General features: G+C 58.6%; 19 protein-coding genes. 16 read left to right on the top strand and 3 right to left on the bottom strand.

The annotated features are described in order from the left end of the window. Positions 1 to 25: 25 nt before the first annotated feature. The 9 genes from J8C06_RS01630 (at position 26) to J8C06_RS15105 (ending at position 8,930) form a co-directional block, all read left to right on the top strand. A complete protein-coding gene (locus tag J8C06_RS01630) occupies positions 26 to 1,384 on the top strand; it encodes a hypothetical protein (RefSeq protein WP_211429061.1) in 1,359 nt (452 codons plus the stop codon). Positions 1,385 to 1,460: 76 nt separating this feature from the next. Further along, the gene (locus J8C06_RS01625; RefSeq protein ID WP_211429060.1) at positions 1,461 to 2,594 is read left to right on the top strand and encodes a carboxylate-amine ligase; all 1,134 of its coding nucleotides are present in this window, start codon (positions 1,461 to 1,463) and stop codon (positions 2,592 to 2,594) included. 119 nt (positions 2,595 to 2,713) lie between these two features. Continuing rightward, complete coding sequence (locus J8C06_RS01620) at positions 2,714 to 4,024, top strand: DHH family phosphoesterase (protein ID WP_211429059.1); 1,311 nt, start codon at positions 2,714 to 2,716, stop codon at positions 4,022 to 4,024. Positions 4,025 to 4,032: 8 nt separating this feature from the next. Next, the gene (locus J8C06_RS01615; RefSeq protein WP_211429058.1) at positions 4,033 to 5,871 is read left to right on the top strand and encodes an extracellular solute-binding protein; all 1,839 of its coding nucleotides are present in this window, start codon (positions 4,033 to 4,035) and stop codon (positions 5,869 to 5,871) included. A gap of 69 nt (positions 5,872 to 5,940) precedes the next feature. Further along, positions 5,941 to 6,720, top strand: coding sequence for a hypothetical protein (locus J8C06_RS01610; RefSeq protein ID WP_211429057.1), 780 nt, complete (start codon positions 5,941 to 5,943; stop codon positions 6,718 to 6,720). A 10-nt stretch (positions 6,721 to 6,730) separates the two neighbouring features. Then, positions 6,731 to 7,096 carry a hypothetical protein gene (locus tag J8C06_RS01605; RefSeq protein WP_211429056.1) on the top strand — a complete coding sequence of 122 codons (366 nt, stop codon included), beginning with the start codon at positions 6,731 to 6,733 and terminating at the stop codon, positions 7,094 to 7,096. A 31-nt stretch (positions 7,097 to 7,127) separates the two neighbouring features. Then, positions 7,128 to 7,976 carry an MBL fold metallo-hydrolase gene (locus J8C06_RS01600; RefSeq protein ID WP_211429055.1) on the top strand — a complete coding sequence of 283 codons (849 nt, stop codon included), beginning with the start codon at positions 7,128 to 7,130 and terminating at the stop codon, positions 7,974 to 7,976. Positions 7,977 to 8,095: 119 nt separating this feature from the next. Then, positions 8,096 to 8,518: a fluoride efflux transporter CrcB gene (gene crcB, locus J8C06_RS01595; protein WP_211429054.1), complete on the top strand. Its 423-nt coding sequence runs from the start codon at positions 8,096 to 8,098 to the stop codon at positions 8,516 to 8,518. A gap of 100 nt (positions 8,519 to 8,618) precedes the next feature. Further along, on the top strand, positions 8,619 to 8,930 hold the full coding sequence (locus J8C06_RS15105) for a YHS domain-containing protein (RefSeq protein WP_246602060.1): 312 nt from the start codon (positions 8,619 to 8,621) through the stop codon (positions 8,928 to 8,930). A gap of 109 nt (positions 8,931 to 9,039) precedes the next feature. Here the strand turns inward: J8C06_RS15105 and J8C06_RS01585 are convergent, their stop codons facing one another. The 3 genes from J8C06_RS01585 to J8C06_RS01575 form a co-directional block, all read right to left on the bottom strand. Beyond that, entirely contained in the window at positions 9,040 to 9,465 is a 426-nt protein-coding gene (locus tag J8C06_RS01585; RefSeq protein ID WP_211429053.1) for a bactofilin family protein, read from the bottom strand. Positions 9,466 to 9,544: 79 nt separating this feature from the next. Continuing rightward, positions 9,545 to 10,801, bottom strand: coding sequence for a pentapeptide repeat-containing protein (locus tag J8C06_RS01580; RefSeq protein ID WP_211429052.1), 1,257 nt, complete (start codon positions 10,799 to 10,801; stop codon positions 9,545 to 9,547). Positions 10,802 to 10,933: 132 nt separating this feature from the next. Continuing rightward, positions 10,934 to 12,460, bottom strand: a complete 1,527-nt coding sequence (locus J8C06_RS01575) for a hypothetical protein (protein WP_211429051.1) — start codon at positions 12,458 to 12,460, stop codon at positions 10,934 to 10,936. Positions 12,461 to 12,886: 426 nt separating this feature from the next. On the opposite strand from J8C06_RS01575, the gene J8C06_RS01570 reads away from it, so the two are divergent. From J8C06_RS01570 to J8C06_RS01540, 7 genes are all read left to right on the top strand, one after another. Further along, positions 12,887 to 13,867 carry a uracil-DNA glycosylase gene (locus J8C06_RS01570; RefSeq protein WP_343216862.1) on the top strand — a complete coding sequence of 327 codons (981 nt, stop codon included), beginning with the start codon at positions 12,887 to 12,889 and terminating at the stop codon, positions 13,865 to 13,867. Between the two features lie 5 nt (positions 13,868 to 13,872). Next, on the top strand, positions 13,873 to 14,616 hold the full coding sequence (locus tag J8C06_RS01565; protein WP_211429797.1) for an MgtC/SapB family protein: 744 nt from the start codon (positions 13,873 to 13,875) through the stop codon (positions 14,614 to 14,616). An 8-nt stretch (positions 14,617 to 14,624) separates the two neighbouring features. Then, positions 14,625 to 15,710 (top strand): magnesium/cobalt transporter CorA, encoded by a 1,086-nt coding sequence (corA, locus tag J8C06_RS01560; protein WP_211429050.1) that lies wholly within the window; start codon positions 14,625 to 14,627, stop codon positions 15,708 to 15,710. Positions 15,711 to 15,734: 24 nt separating this feature from the next. After that, positions 15,735 to 18,971, top strand: a complete 3,237-nt coding sequence (gene carB / locus J8C06_RS01555; protein ID WP_211429049.1) for a carbamoyl-phosphate synthase large subunit — start codon at positions 15,735 to 15,737, stop codon at positions 18,969 to 18,971. Between the two features lie 181 nt (positions 18,972 to 19,152). Beyond that, a complete protein-coding gene (locus tag J8C06_RS01550) occupies positions 19,153 to 19,917 on the top strand; it encodes an MlaE family ABC transporter permease (protein ID WP_211429048.1) in 765 nt (254 codons plus the stop codon). An 8-nt stretch (positions 19,918 to 19,925) separates the two neighbouring features. Further along, positions 19,926 to 20,756, top strand: coding sequence for an ABC transporter ATP-binding protein (locus J8C06_RS01545; RefSeq protein WP_246602058.1), 831 nt, complete (start codon positions 19,926 to 19,928; stop codon positions 20,754 to 20,756). Between the two features lie 15 nt (positions 20,757 to 20,771). Further along, entirely contained in the window at positions 20,772 to 21,890 is a 1,119-nt protein-coding gene (locus J8C06_RS01540) for an MlaD family protein (RefSeq protein WP_211429047.1), read from the top strand. Positions 21,891 to 21,952 lie beyond the last annotated feature (62 nt).

The raw sequence follows: 21,952 nt of genomic DNA, 5'->3' as shown, positions 1-21,952 counted from the left end.
ACCAGCGCCCTTTCCCGGAGAAGCCATGGAAAGCCACCCTTACTTGAAAGCCGCCACGGCGCACTATGATGCGCTGCTTCAGGCCTCGCCCACCACATTGACGGAAGCGCGCGATTTTCTGGCCGCGCGCAGCGCCGAAGAAAAAATGATTTTCGGTGGGCGGCCGCTCTCCCCTTACCTTCGCCCACACTTCGTCACAGCCGAACGCTGGCGTTACCTCTGCGCGGAGTGCGCTCGCATTTGGGAATGCGTCGAGACAGTCGGGCGCGCGGCGCTCACCGACCGCCGGATGTACGACGACTTGGGCATCACGGATGGCGAAGCCCGCCTGATCGAAATCGAGCCAGGCTACACGGGCATCTCCATTACGTCGCGGCTCGACTCGTTTCTCACCGAAGACACGTTTTCTTTCGTTGAACTCAACGCCGAAAATCCGGCCGGGATCTCCTATTGCGAAGTCATGGCCCGCATTTTCATGGAACTGCCAGTCATGCAGCAGTTTACCGCAACGTATCCGGTGACGCCGCTCTATGCCCGGCACTTGCTTCTGGAAACGCTCCTGACCGCTTATCGGGAGTGGAGCAACGGCTCGGACAAGCCCCGGATCGCCATCGTGGACTGGGAAGGCCTCCCAACGCAGTGCGAGTTTGAGCAGTTCCAGGCCTACTTCCATGACGAAGGCTTTGAATGCATCATTGCCCCGCCTGAAAAGCTGGACTATCACAACGGCAAGTTGCGGCAGGGCGACTTTGCCATCGACTTGGTTTACCGGCGCGTGTTGACCAACGACATCCTCGAACGCCCAGACGAGTGCAGGGCGCTGGTGAATGCTTACCGCGACCGTGCCGTCTGCGTCGTCAACGGGTTCCGTACGAAGTTCGTCCACAAGAAGATGTTTTTTGGCATCCTCACCGATGAGCGTTACGCATCGCTGTTTACGCCAGAGCAGCACGCGGCCATTCGAGCGCATATCCCCTGGACGCGGCGGCTGGCTGACGGACCGACGACCTATGCCGGCGAACCAATCGCCCTTCTGGACTTTATCCGCGCCAACCAGTCACGGCTGGTCATCAAGCCGAACGATGAATATGGCGGCAAGGGGGTTGTTGTCGGGTGGGAGGCAACGCCGGCCGAATGGGACGCGGCGATTGCCGACGGCCTTGCCGGTGATTGCCTGGTGCAGGAAAAAGTGCCGACGGCTCACGAGGTGTTCCCGCACTTCACGCCGGAGGGTGACATCACCTTCATCGAACAACTCGTGGACCTCGACCCACTGTTGTTTCACGGCAAGGTCGGCGGCGCGTTTACCCGGCTGTCGAGCACGGCGCTCTGCAATGTCACCTCGGGCGGCGGCATGGTGCCGACGTTCGTCCTCAAAGCGTGAGGTTGGCTTTTTTCTGAATCTGGCGTTCCCGCTGTCGGTTCACATTTTCGCTAGTTTGTTTTGTCAGAGGACATCTATGGCTCAAGAGTTCACACTGGGTATTGAAGAAGAGTTCCAGATCGTTGACCCCAACACACGGGAACTTCGCTCACGGGTGGCCGAAATCCTAGACGAGGGCATGATGCTGTTGGGGGAGCAGCTCAAGCCTGAAATGCACCAGTCCATGGTGGAAGTCGGAACCGGCATTTGTCGCAACATTCAGGAAGCCCGCGCCGATGTCGTCAAACTGCGGCGCACGGTCGCCACCTTGGCGCAGAAAAAAGACCTTCGGATCGTGGCGGCGTCAACCCACCCTTTTTCGCACTGGAAAGACCAGGAAATCACGCCAAATGAACGCTACTTTCAGCTCATCGAGGAAATGCAGCAGTTGGCACGCGCGCTGTCCATCTATGGCCTCCATGTTCACGTGGGTATTGAAAGCCGCGATGATGCCATCCACATCATGAATGCCGCCCGTTACTTCCTGCCCCACATCCTCGCGCTCACGACCAGTTCGCCCTTTTGGATCGGCCGCAACACGGGGTTGAAGTCGTACCGCTCCGAAGTCTTCAAGCAGTTTCCCCGGACAGGTATTCCAGATTACTTTGGTTCAGCGAGTGAATTCGACAACTACGTCAAGCTCCTCGTCAAAACTGGATGTATTGACAACGGCAAAAAGATTTGGTGGGACTTGCGCCCGCATCCAGTCTTCCCCACGCTCGAGTTTCGCATTTGTGACCTTCCCTCCAAGGTGGATGAAGTCATTGCGATTGCCGCCCTTTTTCAGGCAGTCGTCGCCAAGCTCTACAAGCTCCTGCGCCAGAATATGGGCTTCCGGCTCTATCGGCGCATGCTGATCGAAGAAAACAAGTGGCGGGCGGTTCGCTATGGGCTGGACGGCAAGCTCCTCGACCTCGGCAAGCAGGCTGAAGTTCCTGTGCGCGATCTTATTCTGGAACTCCTTGAGTTCGTGGATGATGTCGTTGACGGCTTGGGGAGTCGGGCTGAACTTGACTACGTTCACACCATACTCAAGGAAGGCACCAGCGCCGACCGGCAAATCCGCATCTTCAACGAAACGAATGGTGATTTACACGCCGTCGTTGACAACCTCATCGCCGAAACGGTTCAGGGCGTTATGGAGCCCAGCGCGCCGGTTCAGCACGGATAACCCACGACGACCCTACCTGCTGCGAGGCCATGCGCCAGGGGGCAGTGGGTGCGTTATACTTCTGGCCGCGAGTCGGTAAAAATCAATGACTCGGCAGGACTTTGAAAGGTTCTTGAATTATGTCACGCGAGAAAAGCGCCGCGGCTGGACGCGACAAAACTGCACTTGACAAAGGGACACCGGCCGAGGGTTCAATGACCGGCATGCCCACCGTGTCGGTCGCTGAATCCACGGTCGCGCAGCGCGAAGCCAAAGAGCACACGAACGGATTAGGTAGCAGCCCAGACGGTCGTCTCGTGCCCGACAGCCGGCCCGTGGTGGAGCTGAAGGCAACGCTCGACGCCCATCGGGGTGAGCGGCACATCGTCGCCATTCAGAACTTCCCCGACCCGGACGCCATTGCCTCGGCGCTGGCCCACCAGATGATTGCCTCCAACTTCAACATCACGGTGGACATCGTCTATGACGGGTTTATTAGTCACCAGGAAAACCTTGCGCTGGTACAACTGCTGCAAATCGAGTTGCTGCACTACGACCCGACCATTGATCTGAGCCAATACCAAGCCAGTATTTTCATTGACAACCAGGGGACAACCACCACCCTGACCAGCAAGCTGCGGGAGGCCGGTGTCAAACCACTGGTCATCGTCGATCACCACGAGCGACAGGGATTGATTGAGGCGGTTTTCACCGATATTCGCAAGGTTGGCGCGACGGCAACGATTTACGCTGAATACCTGCGCGATGCTTTCCCACTTGAGAAGTCCAATCCACAGCACGTCCGGCTGGCAACCGCGCTTATGCACGCCATCCGCACGGAAACCAATGGGATGATTCGGGCGCGGGAAAGCGACTTCCAGTCGGCTGGTTACTTGTCGCAGTTTATAGACCCAACGCTGCTCAACGAAATCCTCAACGTCAAGCGGTCAAAACGCGCCATTGACATCATCAACTTGGCGCTTGAAAAGCGGATTGTTCGAGACAATTACAGCATTGCCGGCGTTGGCTACGTGCGCTACGAAGACCGGGATGCCATTCCCCAGGCGGCCGACTTCCTCTTGACCGAGGAAAACATCCACACGGCCGTGGTGTATGGCATCATCACCAAGGAAGGCGAACGCGAAGTCATTATCGGCAGCCTCCGAACCTCGAAAGTCACGCTCAACCCTGACCAGTTTCTGAAATCCGCCCTTGGGCGAGATACGGCGGGACACTACTACGGCGGCGGCAAGCACGAAGCGGGTGGCTTTGAAATCCCCATCGGCTTTTTGTCGGGCACGTATGACGAGGACTTCATGCGTTCAAAGTGGAAAATCTATGATGCCATGGTGAAACGCAAGTTGCTGGAAAAGATTGGGGTCATCGAGAACCAACCGACTACCTCGGCCCTTCGGCCGCCGAGCGTCCTGCCGGAACGACCTGAGGAGTAGGGGTAGGGATGCCGGACTGGACAGGGCGCGCGCGTGCGCCATGGAAGCTCGTCACGCTGACCAGTCTGGTTTATATCTACCTTTACGCGCCACTGCTGACCCTCATTTGGGTATCGCTGACGGCACAGCCGACGGCTGATTTCAAGGCTGGGTTCGTTGGCGCGTGGTATGTCAAGGCGGCTTCCAATCCGTCCCTGCTCACCGCCATTCAAACCAGCTTACGAGTCGCCCTCGCCACCACGGTAACGGCGTTGGTTATAGGCACACTGGCCGGGCTGGCGCTGGGCAAGCATCGCCTTCCTGGGCAATCGTGGCTGGAGCGTTTATTTTATCTGCCGGTACTCCTGCCGGAGGTTGTCATTGGTTTTGCGTCGGTGGCCCTGTTTGCCCAGGTGGGACTGGCGCTGGGCTTCTGGTCGGTCTTACTGGCGCACGTGGCATTTTGCACTTCGTATGTGGTGTTCATTGTCCGGGCGCGACTGGCCAGCTTTGATGAGCGATGGCTGGAGGCCGCCCGCGACCTAGGCGCAACGCCAGTCGCCGCATTTTGGAACGTGACCCTCCCGTGGCTGGCGCCGGCGCTGACCGGCAGTGGACTGCTCTGTTTTGCCCTCTCGCTTGACGATTGCGTCATAACCAGCCTGGTGTCAGGCGACGGTGTGACGACGTTCCCGGTGCTGCTCTACTCAAAAATGAAGACGGGCGTTTCGCCTGAAATCAATGCGGCGACCAGCCTGTTGCTGATATCCACAGTCGTGTTGGTTGGTTTAGCCCAGGTTGCGCAACGCCTCCGGCGACTGCCGCGCTGGGGACGGCTCAGTGTGGGGGCCGGCTTTCTGGGACTAACGGCCGTTGCCCTGGGACCACCTCCCCACATGGCAAGTGAGACGACGCTTCATATCTACATTTGGTCAAACTACACATCCGAACGGCTGCTCCGCGACTTTGAACAACGCTATCGCTGCCGCGTGGTGGTTGAGACCTACGATTCCAACGAAGCCTTGCTTGCCAAGTTGCAGACCGGCGTGGCGCGGTATGACCTCATTGCGCCGAGTGATTACTTGGTTGGCATCCTGGTGCGCGAGGGACTGCTCCGACCGATTGACCGGTCACGACTGACCAACTGGCACCATCTCGATCCAGCCTTTCTTGGCGCATCCTATGACCCTGAAAATCGCTACACCGTCCCGTACACCTTCGTCATCACGGGGATTGGTTACCGCCGCGACAAAGTCAGCGAACCCGTGGCAAGCTGGGATGCCCTCTGGGATGCGCGGTACCGCGGGCGCATCGCCATGCTCGATGATATTCGGGAATGCTTTGGCGCGGCTTTGCGCCGGCGGGGAGCCTCCCCCAATAGCCGTGACGAAGCGGAGCTTCAGCAGGCGGCCGCTGACCTCACCGCCCAGAAATCACTGGTTTTGACCTACGACAGCGCGACGTTCGAGCAACTCTTGCTCAACGGCGAAGCTTGGTTGGTTCAGGGCTTCAACGGTCAGATTGCCAAAGCAGCGCGGCAGAACCCGAACATCGCCTTTGTGGTGCCCAGGGAAGGTGGCACGCGGGCCGTGGATTGCCTGGCCATCCCGGCCAATGCAGCGCACCCGGAACTGGCCGAGCGGTTCATGGATTACATTCTCGAACCCCAGGCCTCGGCGGAAATCGTTCAAGTCACCGGCTATGGCACCCCCAATCGGACAGCGCGGGCGCTGTTACCGCCCACTTGGGCTGAAAATCCCTATGTTTTCCCGCCGGAGCATCTTCTTCAAAAGTGCACGGTCATTGAAGATGTCGGTGCAATTTTACCGCGATACGACTACTATTGGACGGTCATCAAATCCAAATAACTGCCACGCGCTGAACAGCAGCCACCTGGTCGAAAAGCCGCCTGTGTAAAAGCCCCCTGTGTGATGTCTATGGGAAACCACGAGCCACTGCCGCCGGCTCCTGATACAGATACCATCGCCGGCGAACTCCTCATCTCACTCATCAACGACATGGAGCTGCTCCTGGCCTTCGAGCAGAGTCAGCGCATTGCTCACTTCCAGCCGGAACTCGGTGAAAAACTGACCCGCTTTCTGGTTGGCGAGTATCGCCAGCGTCTCGAACGGCTGGCGCGTTTGGTTGAAGACAAGGATTTCCTCCGCTTGCTGATCATGGAGCTAGGCGCGATGGAGCGTCCGGACTTGCAGGATTACCTGCGCAGCGTCTTCGGCTACCGGCACGAGCTACAGGAACAGCTCCAAATCCGTGGGACAAGCGAATCAGACGCAATTCTCAAGGAATATGTCTCTGGAAAGTATCGGCGCATTACGCAGGAACTGTCGCCGGTCAACTTTGAGCAAAACACCTACGCGGCGCCGGAAATTGCCGCCGAAGCCGATATTTACCGGCGACGGACGCGACAACTGGCCGATCTACTCAAGCAGCAGCAACAGACGCTTCAGGCCACTGCTGAAATGGCGGCCGCCATGTTGAGCCTGTTTGTCAACTATCTCAACGACCGGGTGAATCAGCTTTCGCCAGAGGAAAAAGCGGCGCGGCATACGGCGCTTCAGGTAGCGTTTGGCGAACTCGAAGCCCCAATTCTTCAGATGGCGCGCAAGCTCAAAGCCGTCGAACAGACGGCCGGCAAGCCCTGTGGCCACGCTGAAGTCATGGAACTGATTTCAAAGCTCTTCGCGCGGTCTGCGTGAGAAGGACGCCATGTCATCCTACAATCAGCCACCGGCTTATGGACCATCTCCCTATCCAACCCCACCGCGGCCGAACGTTGCTATCCCATTCATTTTGCAGGCACTGCTTGGCTTTTTTGGGACACTGGCGTATGGCACAGTCATGTTTTTTCTCTTGATTTTCACCGCGATGAACTATGGGTTGCCGCCGATTATCCCCAACCTAGTCTTCTTCGGCGGGATGGGGTTGGGGATTGCGTTCGTGCTGTTCATAACCGTGTACTTTCGTTGGTATGGTTTCCTGGCAGGTGCATTGCTGGCGGTTCTAGTGCCCGTATTGCTCGTTGGCGCTTGCACCATCTTTTTCTTGGGATCGCTTGGCGCAAGCAGCTATTAGCCAACGATTCGCCAAGAGAGAGGACATAGGGATGGGGTTGACGCTTGGTGATGTTGAGCTTGACATTGTTTCGGACGGAACATTTCGCCTGGATGGCGGCGCGATGTTCGGCGTCGTGCCACGGGTGCTGTGGGAGCGAGTCGCGCCACCAGATGAAAAGCACCGAATCGTGCTCGGCCTGAACACATTGCTTGTTCGAACGCCCCACGACACGATTCTCGTGGATACCGGCATCGGCACGAAATGGAGCGCCAAACACATTGACATGTATGGCATTGCCCACGAAACGACCGTTCCCCAGTCGCTGGCGGCGCTGGGTTTGACACCGGAGGACGTGACGCTGGTCATCAATACCCATCTGCATTTTGACCATGCGGGTGGCAACACCTATCGGACCGAACAAGGCACAGTACGCCCAACCTTTCCCAAGGCGCGTTATGTGATTCAGCGCGCCGAATATGAGCACGCCCAACATCCACACGAACGGGATCGCGCCAGTTATCTCCGGGAAGACTGGGAGCCGGTCGCCGCGGCGGGCCAGTTCGTCCTGGTTGAAGGCGAAGTCGAGGTTTCACCCGGTGTGTGGGTGGTGCCAGTTCGCGGGCATAATGACTTCACCCAGTGCGTGCGGGTTTCGTCAGGTGGCCAAACAGCGTTTTACTGGGCGGACATTTTACCCACCACGGCGCATCTGCCCTTTGCCTGGGTGATGGGATACGATTTGTATCCGGTTGAGCTTCTGGAAAATAAAAAGCGATTGATCCCACAGTCGGCAGCGGAACGATGGCTCAATATCTTTGAGCATGACCACGCTTGTCCATGGGGGTATATTGTCGCAACTGAAGGCGGAAAATATGCCGTCCAGCCAGTCACAAACTAGGCTCCAGGCTGACAGTTGACCAAGGCTTGTTCACCTTGCCCACCAGCATTTCATCAATCGGTGTAGCCACCAAGCGTGGCAATGGCAAGATCACCTGACGGGCCACGCCACGGTGTTTTATGTCTCTTGTCGTCAATTATGCCGTTGTAGCAATTGGTGGTGCCTGCGGCGCGATGCTGCGTTATGCGATTAGCCTCTCGGCGCTTGGAGGCTGGTCACTGCGGTTTCCCTTTCCAACGTTTGTCATCAATGTCAGCGGTTCATTTTGCTTTGGCTTCATCGTTGCCCTGCTGACTGATCGCATTGGCATCCCGGCGTGGCTGCGCCTGGCTCTGACAACAGGTTTCCTGGGAGCATTTACGACGTTTTCAACCTTCGAGTATGAAACGGTGACCATCTGGCGTGAACATGGGGCGCTCTGGTCGGTCGGCTATCTGACCGCCAGCATCTTGTGCGGCGCGCTTGGTTTGTTGCTTGGGGAAACCGCTGCGCACGGACTGGCGCTAGGCTGGACGACCCTACGTGGCCAAGCCCACAGATAAATTCCAACTCAAAGACTATCAAGCCGATTAAAGCCTACAAGCTGGGCGCGGTTCAAACGGCGCCTGTCTTGTGCTCCATCAGCTTTTGGAGTTTTTGAAGATGCTTCGTTTCGTTTGTGCCTTAGGTTGTCTTCTCAGCCTCAGTCTGGTTTCCCCAGGGCTTACGGTGGAAGCCTTCGCGGTCAGTGGACAATCCCCAGCGGCAGGTGCCGCATCGGCAGAAAAGCCAATTTGTCCCGTGATGTTGGAGGAGGTCGAAGACCCGTCCGACGCTGCCTACAGTGCTTACCAAGGCAAGCGTTATTATTTCTGTTGTCCGGCCTGCAAGCCGAAGTTCGACAAAAACCCACGTAAGTATATCCGCGCGCTTAAGAACAAGCAGGCGCAAGCCAAACGGACATCTTCCAGATAAGCCTTCCCAACAAACCAAGCAGACTCGGGTGCCGCTTGGCCCATCAATCTGCTTGGTTTGTTCTAACCCGCAGCTTTTCGTCAGGAAGATAGCTTTGTGTCGGACTGAATCACTCGCCAGCCGGTTCAGGCGCGGACTGCCCCTTCTTGCCTTTGCCCTCTTTCACCGGGGCTGGAGCTTGAGCTGCTGGCTCGTTCGGGTCAACCCCGACCTCGATGACACAATTGCCAAAGATTGCAGTTGGCTGATCGCCATTTGAGCTTTTGACTTCAAGCGAACGGGCGGTGATGGTGGTTTGGTCATTGATCCGGCCCGACAGCTCAATCGTGTCGGCGTCAATTCGACCTGAGAGTTCACCTTCGGAATGGAGCTTATCCACTTTGACGGTGCCGTGAACAGCGCCAGTCGTGGCAATGACCAATGCCGGCGCATGCAGTTCGCCGCTCACTTTACCACTCACCGTGACCCCACAGGTGGATTTCAACGTGCCGGTCACTTCGCTGCCTTCTTCGACGGTTGTCAGTTTCTCCGCCATGAACACTTCCTCGCTTATGGGGGTGAAAAAATCGAACAATCTAACAGTCAGGGTGTGCCATCAGGGCGCACTGGCTCGACTAAGCCCGTTCCGTTTTGAGCCGGAGGACACAACCTGGCTCAAAGGCAAAGTGCGTATGACCAGCCGGTTGCTTGACAGTCGCACGGACCGACCCGGTCGAACCAACGATGATCCGGCGCGCGCCGTCAATACCGGGAGCGGCCTCCGAAGTGAACCGTCCGTGGACGACCAAGACACCACTGCCGTGAACTTGGCAGCCATCCAGCAAGCCTTCGCGGCCAATGATGAGCTGCGCGCCCTGCCCTAACGTGATGTTGCATTTCAAGAACCGGCCGTCCACTTCGACAATCGAATCGGCATCAAATTCCAATGAGGCGTCACGCAGCACGTCGCCGTGGCCAAAGTAGCGCCGATTGGTCGGTGCCGGAGCAACGGCCACGGCCGCCTGTGGCGAGGCCGTGCCGCCATCGGTTTTACCATTGAGGAAGGCAGCCAGTCCTGAAAGCGGAATCAGTTGGGAACCATCGCCTGCGGCGCTGAAGTCCACCTCATCAACCTGGGCGCCGTCGGCCACTTCAACCGAGAAATCACTCCCGTAGAGGCGGGTTCGATTGAACCGAGCGCCCTTCAGGCGCGCCCCCTGAAACTTTGCGTACCGGCAATCCGCATCCTGCAAGCTGACCTGCGAGAGATCAGCGCCTTCGAGGATGGCACGTTCTAGCTTGGCGCCAGAGAGGTCAGCGCCGGGCAAGGTTGCCCGCCGGAGCACGGCATCACGCAGGTTTGCGCCAGTCAGCAGGGCTTCTTCAAAGTTAGCCGACTCCAGGATGGCATTCTGGAAGTCCGCGGATGTCAGGTTTGCCCCGCCCAGATAGGCATTTCGCAAATCGGCATTGGCGAAGCTCGCGTTTTCCAGCGTAGCGACGCCAAGCTTGGCGTCAATCAACTGGGCCGACGGAAGCCGCGCATCGGTCAGGTCAGCGCCCTCAAGATTCGCGCCTTCGAGATTGGCCCGCGACAAGTCAGCTCCGCGCAAGTTGGCCCCTTCCAAGTTGGCGCTTTCCAGGTCCGCCCCGCGCAAGTTAGCCCCTTCCAGGTCAGCCCGGACCAGGAAGGCGTCGCGCAAACTCACGCTCGCCAAGTTTGCGCGCTTCAAGGTAGCTTCTTCCAGGTTGGCCCCCTCGAGGTCGGCTCGACGTAAGTTCGCATTGTTGAGATTGGCTTTTGCCAAGTCGAGGTCGCGCAAATCTGCCCGCTCCAGCGATTCGCCGCGTGTGACTCGTTCAATAACTTCTTCCAAGGTGAACTCAGGCATGGAGGAACCCCTTTCGCCGTTTTTTCAAATATGGTGGGCAATGCCGCTCAATCTGACACATCATCCTTGCGCTCCAGCACATCACGCCGGGTAGTCTTGAAACTACGTGTGGAACCGCCACCAGAAATGTCATTATGGCCGCTCGTCCGCTACATAGCGCCGTAATCGCTCAATCCGTTTCTCAAACGAAAGGCGCTGGATTTCATTCGCCAACTCAACAGCGCCCAACTCCGCCAGGAGCACGTTGATTTGAAGCTGCGTTTCTTGGCGCGCCTGGCGATAAAAGCGCCGGTCTTCAGTCGCCGACGGGTTATTCGACTCTTCCGCGGTGGCAATCTCATAGGCTTCGTGAGCGTCCTGGAGATCGCGCGTGAGCTGTTCAAGGCGCTTCAGGAGCCCATCGCGTCCAGATTGCACCGTGCCGCTTTCTAGTTCCTGCTGGTAAGACTTGAACTTTTCGACAATCTTTTCGGCTAGCCAAATTGGCAGTCCAGTCGCCACGGCCAAGTCTTCCTTGGCTCCCACGAGGAAGCTCTCGATGGTGATCAACCCGGCGCGATAGAGCTTATCTATCGTGACCTTGCCAACTTCAGGAATTTGCTTGAGTAGCGAGTTGACAATCATGCCTTCGGACTGAAGCGTGTTGTCATCAATCACAAAAGTGGCCGGGAGCATTTCCGTCAACAGTTGATAATTGTCCAGGATGCGCTCGCGCAGCTCACCACTAACCATCCCCTCCCGCGAGGCCCGCGCCTCGGATAGTAGCGATTCAAAGTCCTGGACAGCATCACTGACATCTTCCATGCCCATGCCCAATGCCGACTTGCCCAGACTGCTGATCGCCGGCTGGCACATTTCTAGCCATTCCTTACGGGCCGCACCCGCCCGCAACTCGATCATAAAGGCTTTGACCGGGCGAATGTAGTTGGCCGCAATCTCAGAAAATAGCGTCCGTACCTCAGACTGGTCAGTGGTGACGGCCGGCGCAGCGTCTTCGCCAAAGTCATCCGCTTCTCCGCGCGTCAGGATACTTTCGAAGGCGTCGTCGAAGCCCTCCAAGTCATCTTCACCGTCAAAACCCGCGAAGATGCCATCCGTAGTAGCTTCAGCCGCGGATGCAGATTCAGCCGGAGTGGCGGTGGGGAGGTCAAAATCAGCCTCATCGGCGCTCAAGTCCGCCACATCCATTCCAGACGACGGCGTTTCCAGTCGTGTCGCGCCAACCACGACTTCTCCGACAACACCAACAACGGCTTGATCTTGCGTGGTATCGCCCGCCGGCAAGGGTGCCAGCGCCGACGCCGCTGAAGCAGTCGCCGCTGACGGCTCGATCAGGTCTGGCATTGAAAAATCAGCGTCATCCCCAAGCAACGCTGATGCGTCCTCGGCTTCGACCGCGGCGACTAGGTTTCTTTGCGCCTCCGGCTCGGCAACCGCCGTGACCGCAGGCTCGGCTGGCGGCGCGTCGGTAAGCGGGCGAGTTTCAAAGGTCTGCTCTGGTGGTGGTGGCGCAGCCGGTTCTGGCGCGACGTCCGTCGGTCCTGACCAAGTCCGCCCTCCCGTAGGAAGCGGGGGCGGCTCCGGCGGGACGTAGGCGGGGGTTGGTGTGCGGGGTGGTTCTTCTTTTTTCTTGCCAAAAAAGCGGTCGAAAAAACCCATAGTCGTACCCTTGGTCTTACCCTTGCCGGCCGGCACCGAATCAAGGGTGCCCCATGCCAGTTAGCACCAGGACTGTCCTCCATACCAAGACCTTCGGATGCCCTCACCGCGAACACGCAGTCGGGTATCTGTAAGACGATGACCCGTGCTTGTGACGACAGCGCGCATGGTACTTGTCAATAAAAGCCGGTGAGTGGGTGGGTGGTTTATATACAACTTACCGGGCAAAAGACCATAGAAAAGTGCAGAGCGCCGCAATGTTCTGGTGAACGCTATCAAACTGGACTACCATACGTTGACCACGATACGCCAATGTTACCCAAGGCTAGGCTGGAATCAGTACGCCGTCTTACATCACCAGAAGTGTCGCAAACGGCTGCGCCAAACTTTGCTTATCAGCAATACTCACCCCTAGGACAGCAAACTATGAGCCAGGAAACGATCCGCGAAGCCGCGCGTCCCCTCATCGAGGACCTAACCCGCCATGTTCAATTTCTGCGCGAGAGTGGCGTGACGTTTTTCGCGGCAACCGGCCAGGCCGCTTCTCCGTTGCTCATCCGCACCACGCCGACCGCGGCACAGACACTAACCACACCGGAAGCAGTGAACACCGAACCGGATCACCAGACACCCAGACCCAACGATGACAAACCTGAGCAGCCCACGGACCATTCAGCATTCGGTCAGTCAACTTGCCAGGTCAACTCGGAAGCTATGCCCTCCACTGTACCTAGAATGACGATGGACTGCAACCAAGCCGCGATGACTTTGCCGGGACAACGACAGGATTCGCTCTTTGGAGAGGCGTTCAGCTTGCCAAGCCCGCCCCCCACTGACAAGACGCTGGAGGAAATCCAGACCGATTTAGGTGATTGCCAACGCTGCAAACTCGCCAAGCACCGTCGGCATATCGTCTTCGGCGAGGGCTCACCACAGGCCCGGCTCGTCTTTGTGGGTGAAGGTCCGGGCGCGGACGAGGACGCTACAGGTCGTCCGTTCGTTGGCCGCGCCGGTCAGTTGCTTGACAAAATCATCGCCGCGATGGGCTTGCGCCGCGAGGCGGTCTATATCTGCAATGTCGTCAAGTGTCGTCCCCCAGAAAACCGGACGCCAGAACGCGATGAGGTCGCGGCCTGTGTCGGCTTTCTGCACCGGCAGCTTGCCGTCATCGGTCCAGATGTCATCGTTGCTCTCGGCGCATCAGCCGCCAGCGCCCTCCTTGGTGATCCAAAGTTGAGCAGTATTTCCAAAATCCGTGGACAGTTCCACGATTACCGTGGCATACCACTCATGCCAACCTTCCACCCTGCCTACTTACTGCGCTCGCCTGACAAGAAACGCGAAGTTTGGGACGACATGAAACAGGTGATGGCTAAACTCAAGGCAAGCACGGGAGCCCGGTTGTGACCTGGATGGCCTTTGCCGCCCAACTACTTCTGGCGGCGCTCTGCGGCGCGGCCGTCGGACTTGAGCGCCAGTGGCGGCAACGCCAAGCCGGTCTGCGGACGAACGCGCTGGTGGCTATCGGCTCGGCGGCTTACGTGGCGTTGCCAGCACTGGTTGACAAAGTGGATACCAGCCCGACCCGTGTCGCGGCACAAGTCGTGTCGGGGATTGGTTTTCTCGCCGGTGGCGTGATCTTGAAGGAAGGGGCGACGGTCCGTGGGCTGAACACCGCCGCGACGCTCTGGTGCTCTTCGGCCATTGGTGTCCTCGCCGGGTCAGGACTTGCACCAGAAGCCATCCTGCTGACAGCATTTGTCGTGGTTACCCATCTGGCGCTCCGTCCATTGGCGCGGCGCATCAACCGCCAGCCAATTGACCAAGCTGATCTGGAAACCCGCTATCGCTTGGAAGTCACCTGTGGCGAACCACAAGAAGCCCACATCCGACCGCTGTTGATTCAGGAAATTGCCCGCAGCCAGTTCAAGTTGCAATCGCTCCGGAGTGTGGATTTACTCGGCTCGGATAAAGTTCGCCTGGAAGCAACCATCAGCGGTGACGGACAGGCTACGGAAGAAACCCGACGGCTCGAAGAGATTACCGCGCGGCTGGCCATGGAAGCCGCCGTCACAGCAATTGGCTGGGAAACGCTGATTGATGACGAATCCACACCAACGCTTGAATCACGCCGGGCAACCAGCGACGAAGGGTGAATGCGCCCATGGAACAACACGCAACCGGACGGCTCTCCCTCATCGAGAACGTCGTACCGCCGCCGCCGCCACCGCTGGCGGACCTCCAGCGGTCGGCAACCTTGCGCATCCACAATGGAGCCGGACTCCGTCCGCTCCCAGAGTTGACGGAAACCGTCCTACGTGACTGCTGGCAGTCCCGGCGGCAACGGTCGTTCTGGCTCGATCTGTCGGCGCCATCCCAGGCGATGGTACAGTCCATCGCCAACCTCTTTGGCTTTCACCCGCTGACGGTCGAGGATGCCCTCAGCCCAGAGCATCGCCCGAAAATAGACGAACACGAAGACTACCTCTTCATGGTCTTTCAAAGCGTGGCCGGCATCAGCGACGAAACGGTTCTGCCGACACTGGGCGTCGGACACTGCACCACGAATCGGCTGGCAGTCTATCTCGGCGTTGGCTTCCTGGTGACGATTCACGACCGGGGCTTTGCTCCGGCCGAGGAAGTCGCCGAAATTGTGGACGCCCGCGACACGACCATGGACCAGCATCTCGATTTGGTCCTGCACGCCATCGTGGACCGGATGATCGATCAGGTGTTTCCAGTCCTGGCCGATGTCGAAGACCAGATTCAGGAAGTCGAAGCGCGTATCTTCACCGAATCCGACCAGGACGTGCTTCCGACCGTCCTCAAGACCAAGCGCGAACTCATGACACTGCGGCGACTCATGGGCCTCCAACGCGAGATGTTGCTCCGCCTCAGCCGGCGGGAAGACCTCCCGTTCATCGAACCGAAGACGGCCATTTACTTTCGGGATGTCTATGATCACGCGATCCGCCTTGAGGAAAACTGTGCCATCCTCATCGAACTGGCGACCAACGTGGCAGAAGCCCACCTGGCCGTGGCCTCGCGTCGGATCAATGAAGTCATGAAGTTTCTCACGATTTTTTCCACCATCTGGATGCCACTGACCTTCATCGTCGGCATTTACGGCATGAACTTCGACTACATGCCAGAACTCAAAGTATGGTGGTTTTACCCCTTCGTCTGGGTGGTGATGATTGGTATCGTAGTCGGCATGCTCTTGTTCTTCCGGCGCAAAAAATGGCTCTAACCCAGCCCTAACTTGGCGGCGTCCATGCCTAAACGCACTGATTTACGCAAAATTCTCGTCATTGGCTCCGGGCCGATTGTCATTGGGCAGGCCTGTGAGTTCGACTATTCCGGCACCCAGGCCTGTAAAGCCCTGCGCGCAGAAGGGTATGAGGTGGTTCTCATCAACTCCAATCCGGCCACCATCATGACCGACCCGGAACTAGCTGATGGCACCTACATCGAACCACTGACGCTGGAGGCGGTGACGGCCGTCCTGGAGCGCGAGCGACCCGACGCCCTCCTGCCGACGGTCGGTGGTCAAACCGCCCTCAACCTGGCCATGCAACTGGCGCAAGCTGGGGTGCTTGAACGGCTTGGCATCCAGTTGATCGGAGCCAACATCAAGGCAATCGAGCTGGCCGAGTCGCGCAAGCAGTTCAAAGCCGCCATGGAAGAGATCGGCCTTGAGATGACCAAGGCGGTCTTCGTGACACCCGAAACCAACTTGGATGACGTCAGGGCGACGATTGGCTATCCGGCCATCGTGCGACCGAGTTTTACGTTGGGCGGGGCCGGGGGCGGCATTGCCTACAATGACGAGGAGTTTTACCAGATTGTCGAGCGCGGACTGGCACTCAGCCCCGTTCAGGAAGTCGTTGTCGAGGAATCCGTACTCGGCTGGAAGGAGTACGAACTCGAAGTCATGCGCGACCACGCCGACAACATCGTGATTGTCTGCTCGATTGAAAACTTCGACCCGATGGGCGTTCACACCGGCGACTCCATCACCGTCGCGCCGGCGCAAACCCTCACCGACCGTGAATACCAGGCCCTGCGCGACGCCAGCCTCAAGATCATCCGCCGCATCGGGGTGGAAACCGGCGGCTCGAACATTCAGTTCGCCGTCAACCCGCGGGACGGACGGGTGCGGGTCATCGAGATGAACCCGCGTGTTTCACGCTCGTCGGCGTTGGCTTCAAAGGCCACCGGGTTTCCGATTGCCAAGATCGCGGCCAAGCTCGCCGTTGGCTACACCCTCGATGAAATCCCAAATGACATCACACGCCAAACACCGGCGAGTTTCGAGCCGACGCTCGACTACGTGGTGGTCAAGATTCCAAAGTGGGCGTTTGAGAAGTTCCAGGCAGCCGAGCCGGTCCTGGGGACGCAGATGAAATCCGTGGGCGAAGCTATGGCGATTGGCCGGACCTTCAAGGAAGCCTTCATGAAGGCGCTCCGGTCGCTCGAAGCCCATGCGGCGCGGCTCCCCACCTACACCACCGACGACGACCTCCGCCGGCACCTCATCACGCCCAACCCCGAACGGGTGCGCTACCTGCAAATGGCACTCGAACGGGGCTGGACCTGTACCGAGCTGCACGAACTCACGGCCATTGATCCGTGGTTTTTGTATCAACTCAAGGAAATTGCCGACGCCCAGAATCAACTTGTCGGACGGGCGCTCGCCGACATCCCCGATGCCGAACTGCGCAAGGTCAAGCGGATGGGCTTTTCCGACCGTCGCATCGCGCGCACGATTGGTTGCACCGAAGCTGAGGTGCGCCACCACCGCTTGCAGCGCGGCATCCGCCCGGTCTTCAAGCGGATTGATACCTGCGCTGCGGAGTTCGCGTCATACACGCCCTACCTTTACTCGACCTATGCCGAAGAATGTGAGGCTGACCCGACCAACCGGCGCAAAATTCTCATTTTGGGAAGTGGCCCAAACCGGATCGGGCAGGGGATCGAGTTTGATTATTGCTGTTGCCATGCCAGTTTTGCACTGCGCGAGGCCGGCTACGAAACCATCATGGTCAACTGCAATCCCGAAACGGTTTCGACGGACTATGACACCTCGGATCGGCTGTATTTCGAGCCGGTCACGTTCGAGGATGTCATGCACATCATCGAACGCGAACAGCCCGAAGGCGTCATCGTGCAGTTTGGCGGACAAACGCCGCTCAATCTGGCCTATGGGCTGCGGCAGGCCGGCGTCCCCATTCTTGGCACCTCACCTGAAAACATCGATCTGGCCGAAGACCGGGAGCGCTTTGGCGCACTCCTGCGCGCGCTCGACATTCCGCAGCCGCCGTCCGGCGTGGCTTCGACCGTGGAGGATGCCTGCGCCGTCGCCCGCTCGGTCGGCTATCCGGTGCTGGTTCGCCCAAGCTACGTGTTAGGCGGACGGGCGATGATGATTGCCTATGACGAACCGAGTCTGGCCAGCTATGTCGTGGAAGCCATCGGCGCTTCGCCAGGGCGGTCGGTGCTGATTGACCATTTTTTGGAGTCAGCCGTTGAGGTAGACGTAGATGCTCTGTCCGATGGCGAGGAAGTGTGCATCGCCGGCATTCAGGAACATATCGAAGAGGCCGGCGTCCATTCGGGCGACAGTTCGAGCGTCCTGCCGACCTACCTGATTGAACCGTGGCACTTGGATGTCATGCGGCGCTACACCCGGCAACTGGCCCGCGCGCTGCGCGTCATCGGACTGATGAACATTCAGTTTGCGGTCAAGGACGACATCGTGTACGTCCTGGAGGTCAACCCCCGCGCTTCCCGGACGGTGCCCTTCGTCAGCAAAGCCACGGGCGTCCCGGTTGCCAAAATCGCGGCCTGGCTGATGGTTGGCCGGCGGCTTGCCGACTTCAACTTGCCGCCGATGCTTCCGGTGGGACGGTTCTTCATCAAGGCGCCGGTCTTTCCGTTCATCAAGTTTCCGGGCGTGGACCCGGTGCTCGGGCCAGAAATGCGCTCGATTGGCGAAGTCATGGGGGTGGCAGACAGCTTTGGACTGGCGTACTGGAAGGCCCAGCTCGGCGCGGGCACGCCGCTGCCACGCACCGGAACCGTCTTTCTGAGTGTCAATGACCGCGACAAACCAACCGCGCTGAAGGTCGCGCAACGGTTGCACCGACTCGGCTTCCACTTGGTGGCGACGCGCGGCACCCAAGAACTGCTGTCCGAAGCCGGATTGCCGGTTGAGGTCGTGTTCAAGGTCAACGAAGGGCGTCCGAACATCGTGGACTTGGTGCGCAGCCGCCGCGTGGACTTGATCGTAAACACACCGCTTGGCAAGGCGTCCCACTTTGATGAGAAAGCGATTCGGGCGGCCGCCATTCAGTACAATATCCCCTGCATTACGACGATCACGGGCGCGATTGCCGCCACCAGCGCCATTCAGGCCCTCCAGCACGACCAGTTTGTGGTTGGTCGTTTGCAGGATTACCATGCTGGCAAGTCGCGTGTGACAGCTCCATCTCAGGTGATGGCCGGGTGATGTCCAATGGCGACGCTCCGCGCCAAGCGGCACGGTAGCAAAAAGCATCTGGCGCTCAAGGATTTGTACGTCCAAAGGCTTGACACCGATTGCTTAGACTCCATAAAAGTGCCGTGGTCGGCGGTGTCTCTGAGCGAAACCCGTCGCGGGCCGACGATTTCTTGGTTTTGTTCCACCGCTTGTGAACTTCTTCCTTGTCTTGTTGACCGAGCTTCAGGAAAGCACGCTACTCGTCTGGCGAGCTTTACGGTATCCGTTTCGCCGGCCCGTGTACTGGCGGGAGACGGTCGCGCAAATGGACTCAATTGGCTTTGGCACGTTGCCGATTGTCCTGCTGGCCGGTTTTTTCATTGGCGCCGTGCTGGCGTTGCAAACAGCCGGCACACTTCGGTCGTTTGGCGCACAAAACTACACGGGACGCCTGGTGGCAACGTCGTTGCTCCGCGAGCTAGGTCCAGTCCTGACCTGCATTTTGCTGGCCGGGCGGGCCGGTTCGGGCATTGCGGCTGAACTGGGCGCGATGTGTGTCAGCGAGCAGATTGACGCCATGCGCGCGCTCGGCACCGATCCCTTTCGCAAACTTGTGCGGCCACGCTTGCTGGCCCTGCTAACGATGGCGCCGATTCTCACGGTGTTTGCCAATGTCGTGGGCATTATCGGTGGGCTGATTGTGGCCATTACGCTTTTACAAATCCCGTCGTCGGTGTATTTGTCATCGGCACGAGAAGCGCTCAATTATGACGACATCTGGGGAACCTTTCTCAAGACTGGTGTCTTTGGCTTGATTGTGGCGGTCGTTGGCTGTCGGTGCGGACTCCGAACTCGTGGGGGGACGGTTGGCGTTGGGCAATCCACGACGACGTCCGTGGTAGTGTCGATTGTGTTGATTCTGGTGTCAGATTTTTTCCTGACCCGATTAATTTTGACCCTGAGCGGCATGGCCTGAACGACAGTGTGCCCAGACCGCTTTCCAAAGTCACGATGAGCGAATACGCCATCGAGTTTCAAGACGTTCACCTGGCGTTTGGAGCGCAGAAAGTGCTCGACGGCGTGAGTTTTGGCGTCCATCCCGGCGAAACCAAAATCCTGATGGGTGGGTCTGGAACGGGCAAGTCCACCGTTTTGAAACTTGTCCTCGGACTGCTCAAGCCCGACAGTGGGCGCATCATCGTGGATAACGAAGACATTACCGACTTTGGCGAATCCCAGTTGACAACGCGGCGGCAGAAGATTGGCATGATCTTTCAAGAAGGAGCGCTTTTCGACAGCTTGTCAGTCTATGAGAACGTCGGCTACCGCCTGTTCGAGCAGGGGGCCGATGAAGAAGAAATTGAAGAAACCGTGCGCCGCATGCTGCGTTTCGTCAACCTGGAAGAGGCCATCAATAAGATGCCGTCAGAGCTATCAGGTGGAATGCGGCGCCGTGTCGGGATTGCGCGGGCGCTGGTGGGGAGTCCGAAGATCATTCTTTATGATGAACCAACCGCCGGACTTGACCCGCCGACGGCGCGCACCATCTGTGAACTCGCCATCAAGTTGCGTGACCTGGAAGGCGTCAGTTCGCTGTTTGTGACCCACCGCATTCAAGACGCCGTCATGCTGGCGGACCACCACGCGACCATTGGCGACAATGGCGAGGTCGCCATCCAGAAGAATGCGCGCGGCAGCGGAACCACCACCACCTTCGTCATGCTGCGCCACGGGAAGGTCATGTTGGAGGGCGACGCCGACACCTTTTGGAATTCATCCGACCCCTACATTCGGACGTTTTTAGAGCTGGACTAGGCAGAGGACGCGCGTATGGCGAAGAAAAAACTCTCCATTCTCGATTTGCGGGTTGGACTCATGACGCTGGTCTCCATCGGCGTCCTGATTGCCACGATTCTGACCATCAGCGGCGACCTCAACCCATTTCGGCGGGACATGGTGGTTCGCACCCGGTTGGCCAGTGTGGATGGGCTGCGTCCAGGAGCCGAAGTGCGGCTGGCCGGCGTCAAAGTGGGCAAGGTGCAGCGGATCATCCTCCTGCCGGTGCCCCAGGATCAGGGAGCGGCCCAGACCGTCGAGCTTGAGTTGGCCATTGACCCCGTGATTGATGGCAAGCCGGCCGGCGAGCGTATCCGGCAGGACTCGCAAGTGATTTTAGGCTCGGTGGGCTTGCTCGGCGACAAAGTTGTGGATATCACGCCCGGCACGCTGGCGGCTGCGCCCGTCAGCAGTGGTGACTTGATTGGTGGGGCGTCAGAAACCACAATCCGCCAGATCATCTCTGGCGCGGACGACATTCTGGCCAACTTCACGACGCTGTCCGACTCGCTCAAGCAAATCGCCGACAAGATCAATCGGGGCGAAGGCACGGTCGGACGCCTGGTCTCCGATGCCGACCTTTACGAAAACCTGACGCGCACGGCGGCTGAAGCGGCGCGTCTCGTGCAGGAGGTTCGCAGCGGGCAAGGGACGGCCGCGAAGCTCATCAACGATCCACGGCTGTATGACGACCTCGACGCCTCGGTGCGCCGTGTCGAAAAGCTCATCGCTGACATTAGCGACGGGCGCGGCACACTGGGCAAACTGGCGACCGACGACCGGGCCTATCAGGAAGTCGTCGCCGTTTTGGAACGGCTCGACCGGACATCGGCCAAACTCGAAGACGCGATGACGCGCCTCGAACGTGGTGAAGGCACCGTCGGCCGTCTCCTGCGTGAAGACAAGCTCTACCGCGATGCGGAGCAAACCCTCACGAGCCTCAACAATCTCCTGGCCGGACTGGAACGGGGGGATGGCTCGGCTGGAAAACTGCTGCGCGACCCCCAGCTTTACGATAATCTGACGGCAACTTCTGCCCAGGCAAATCAACTCTTGGTTGATTTTCGACAAGACCCGAAAAAGTATCTCACCATTCGCCTCAAGCTTTTCTGATGTGGGCCTGGCGGCCGCGTTCGGTCGTGGTTCTTGTTTCCGGTGTTGTTTTAGTTGGATGT

Source organism: Chloracidobacterium validum (genome assembly GCF_018304825.1).
GTDB classification, from domain to species: Bacteria; Acidobacteriota; Blastocatellia; order Chloracidobacteriales; family Chloracidobacteriaceae; genus Chloracidobacterium; species Chloracidobacterium validum.
Note: the sequence above shows the minus strand (reverse complement) of the source record. Positions and strands in the feature narration are given on the sequence as shown.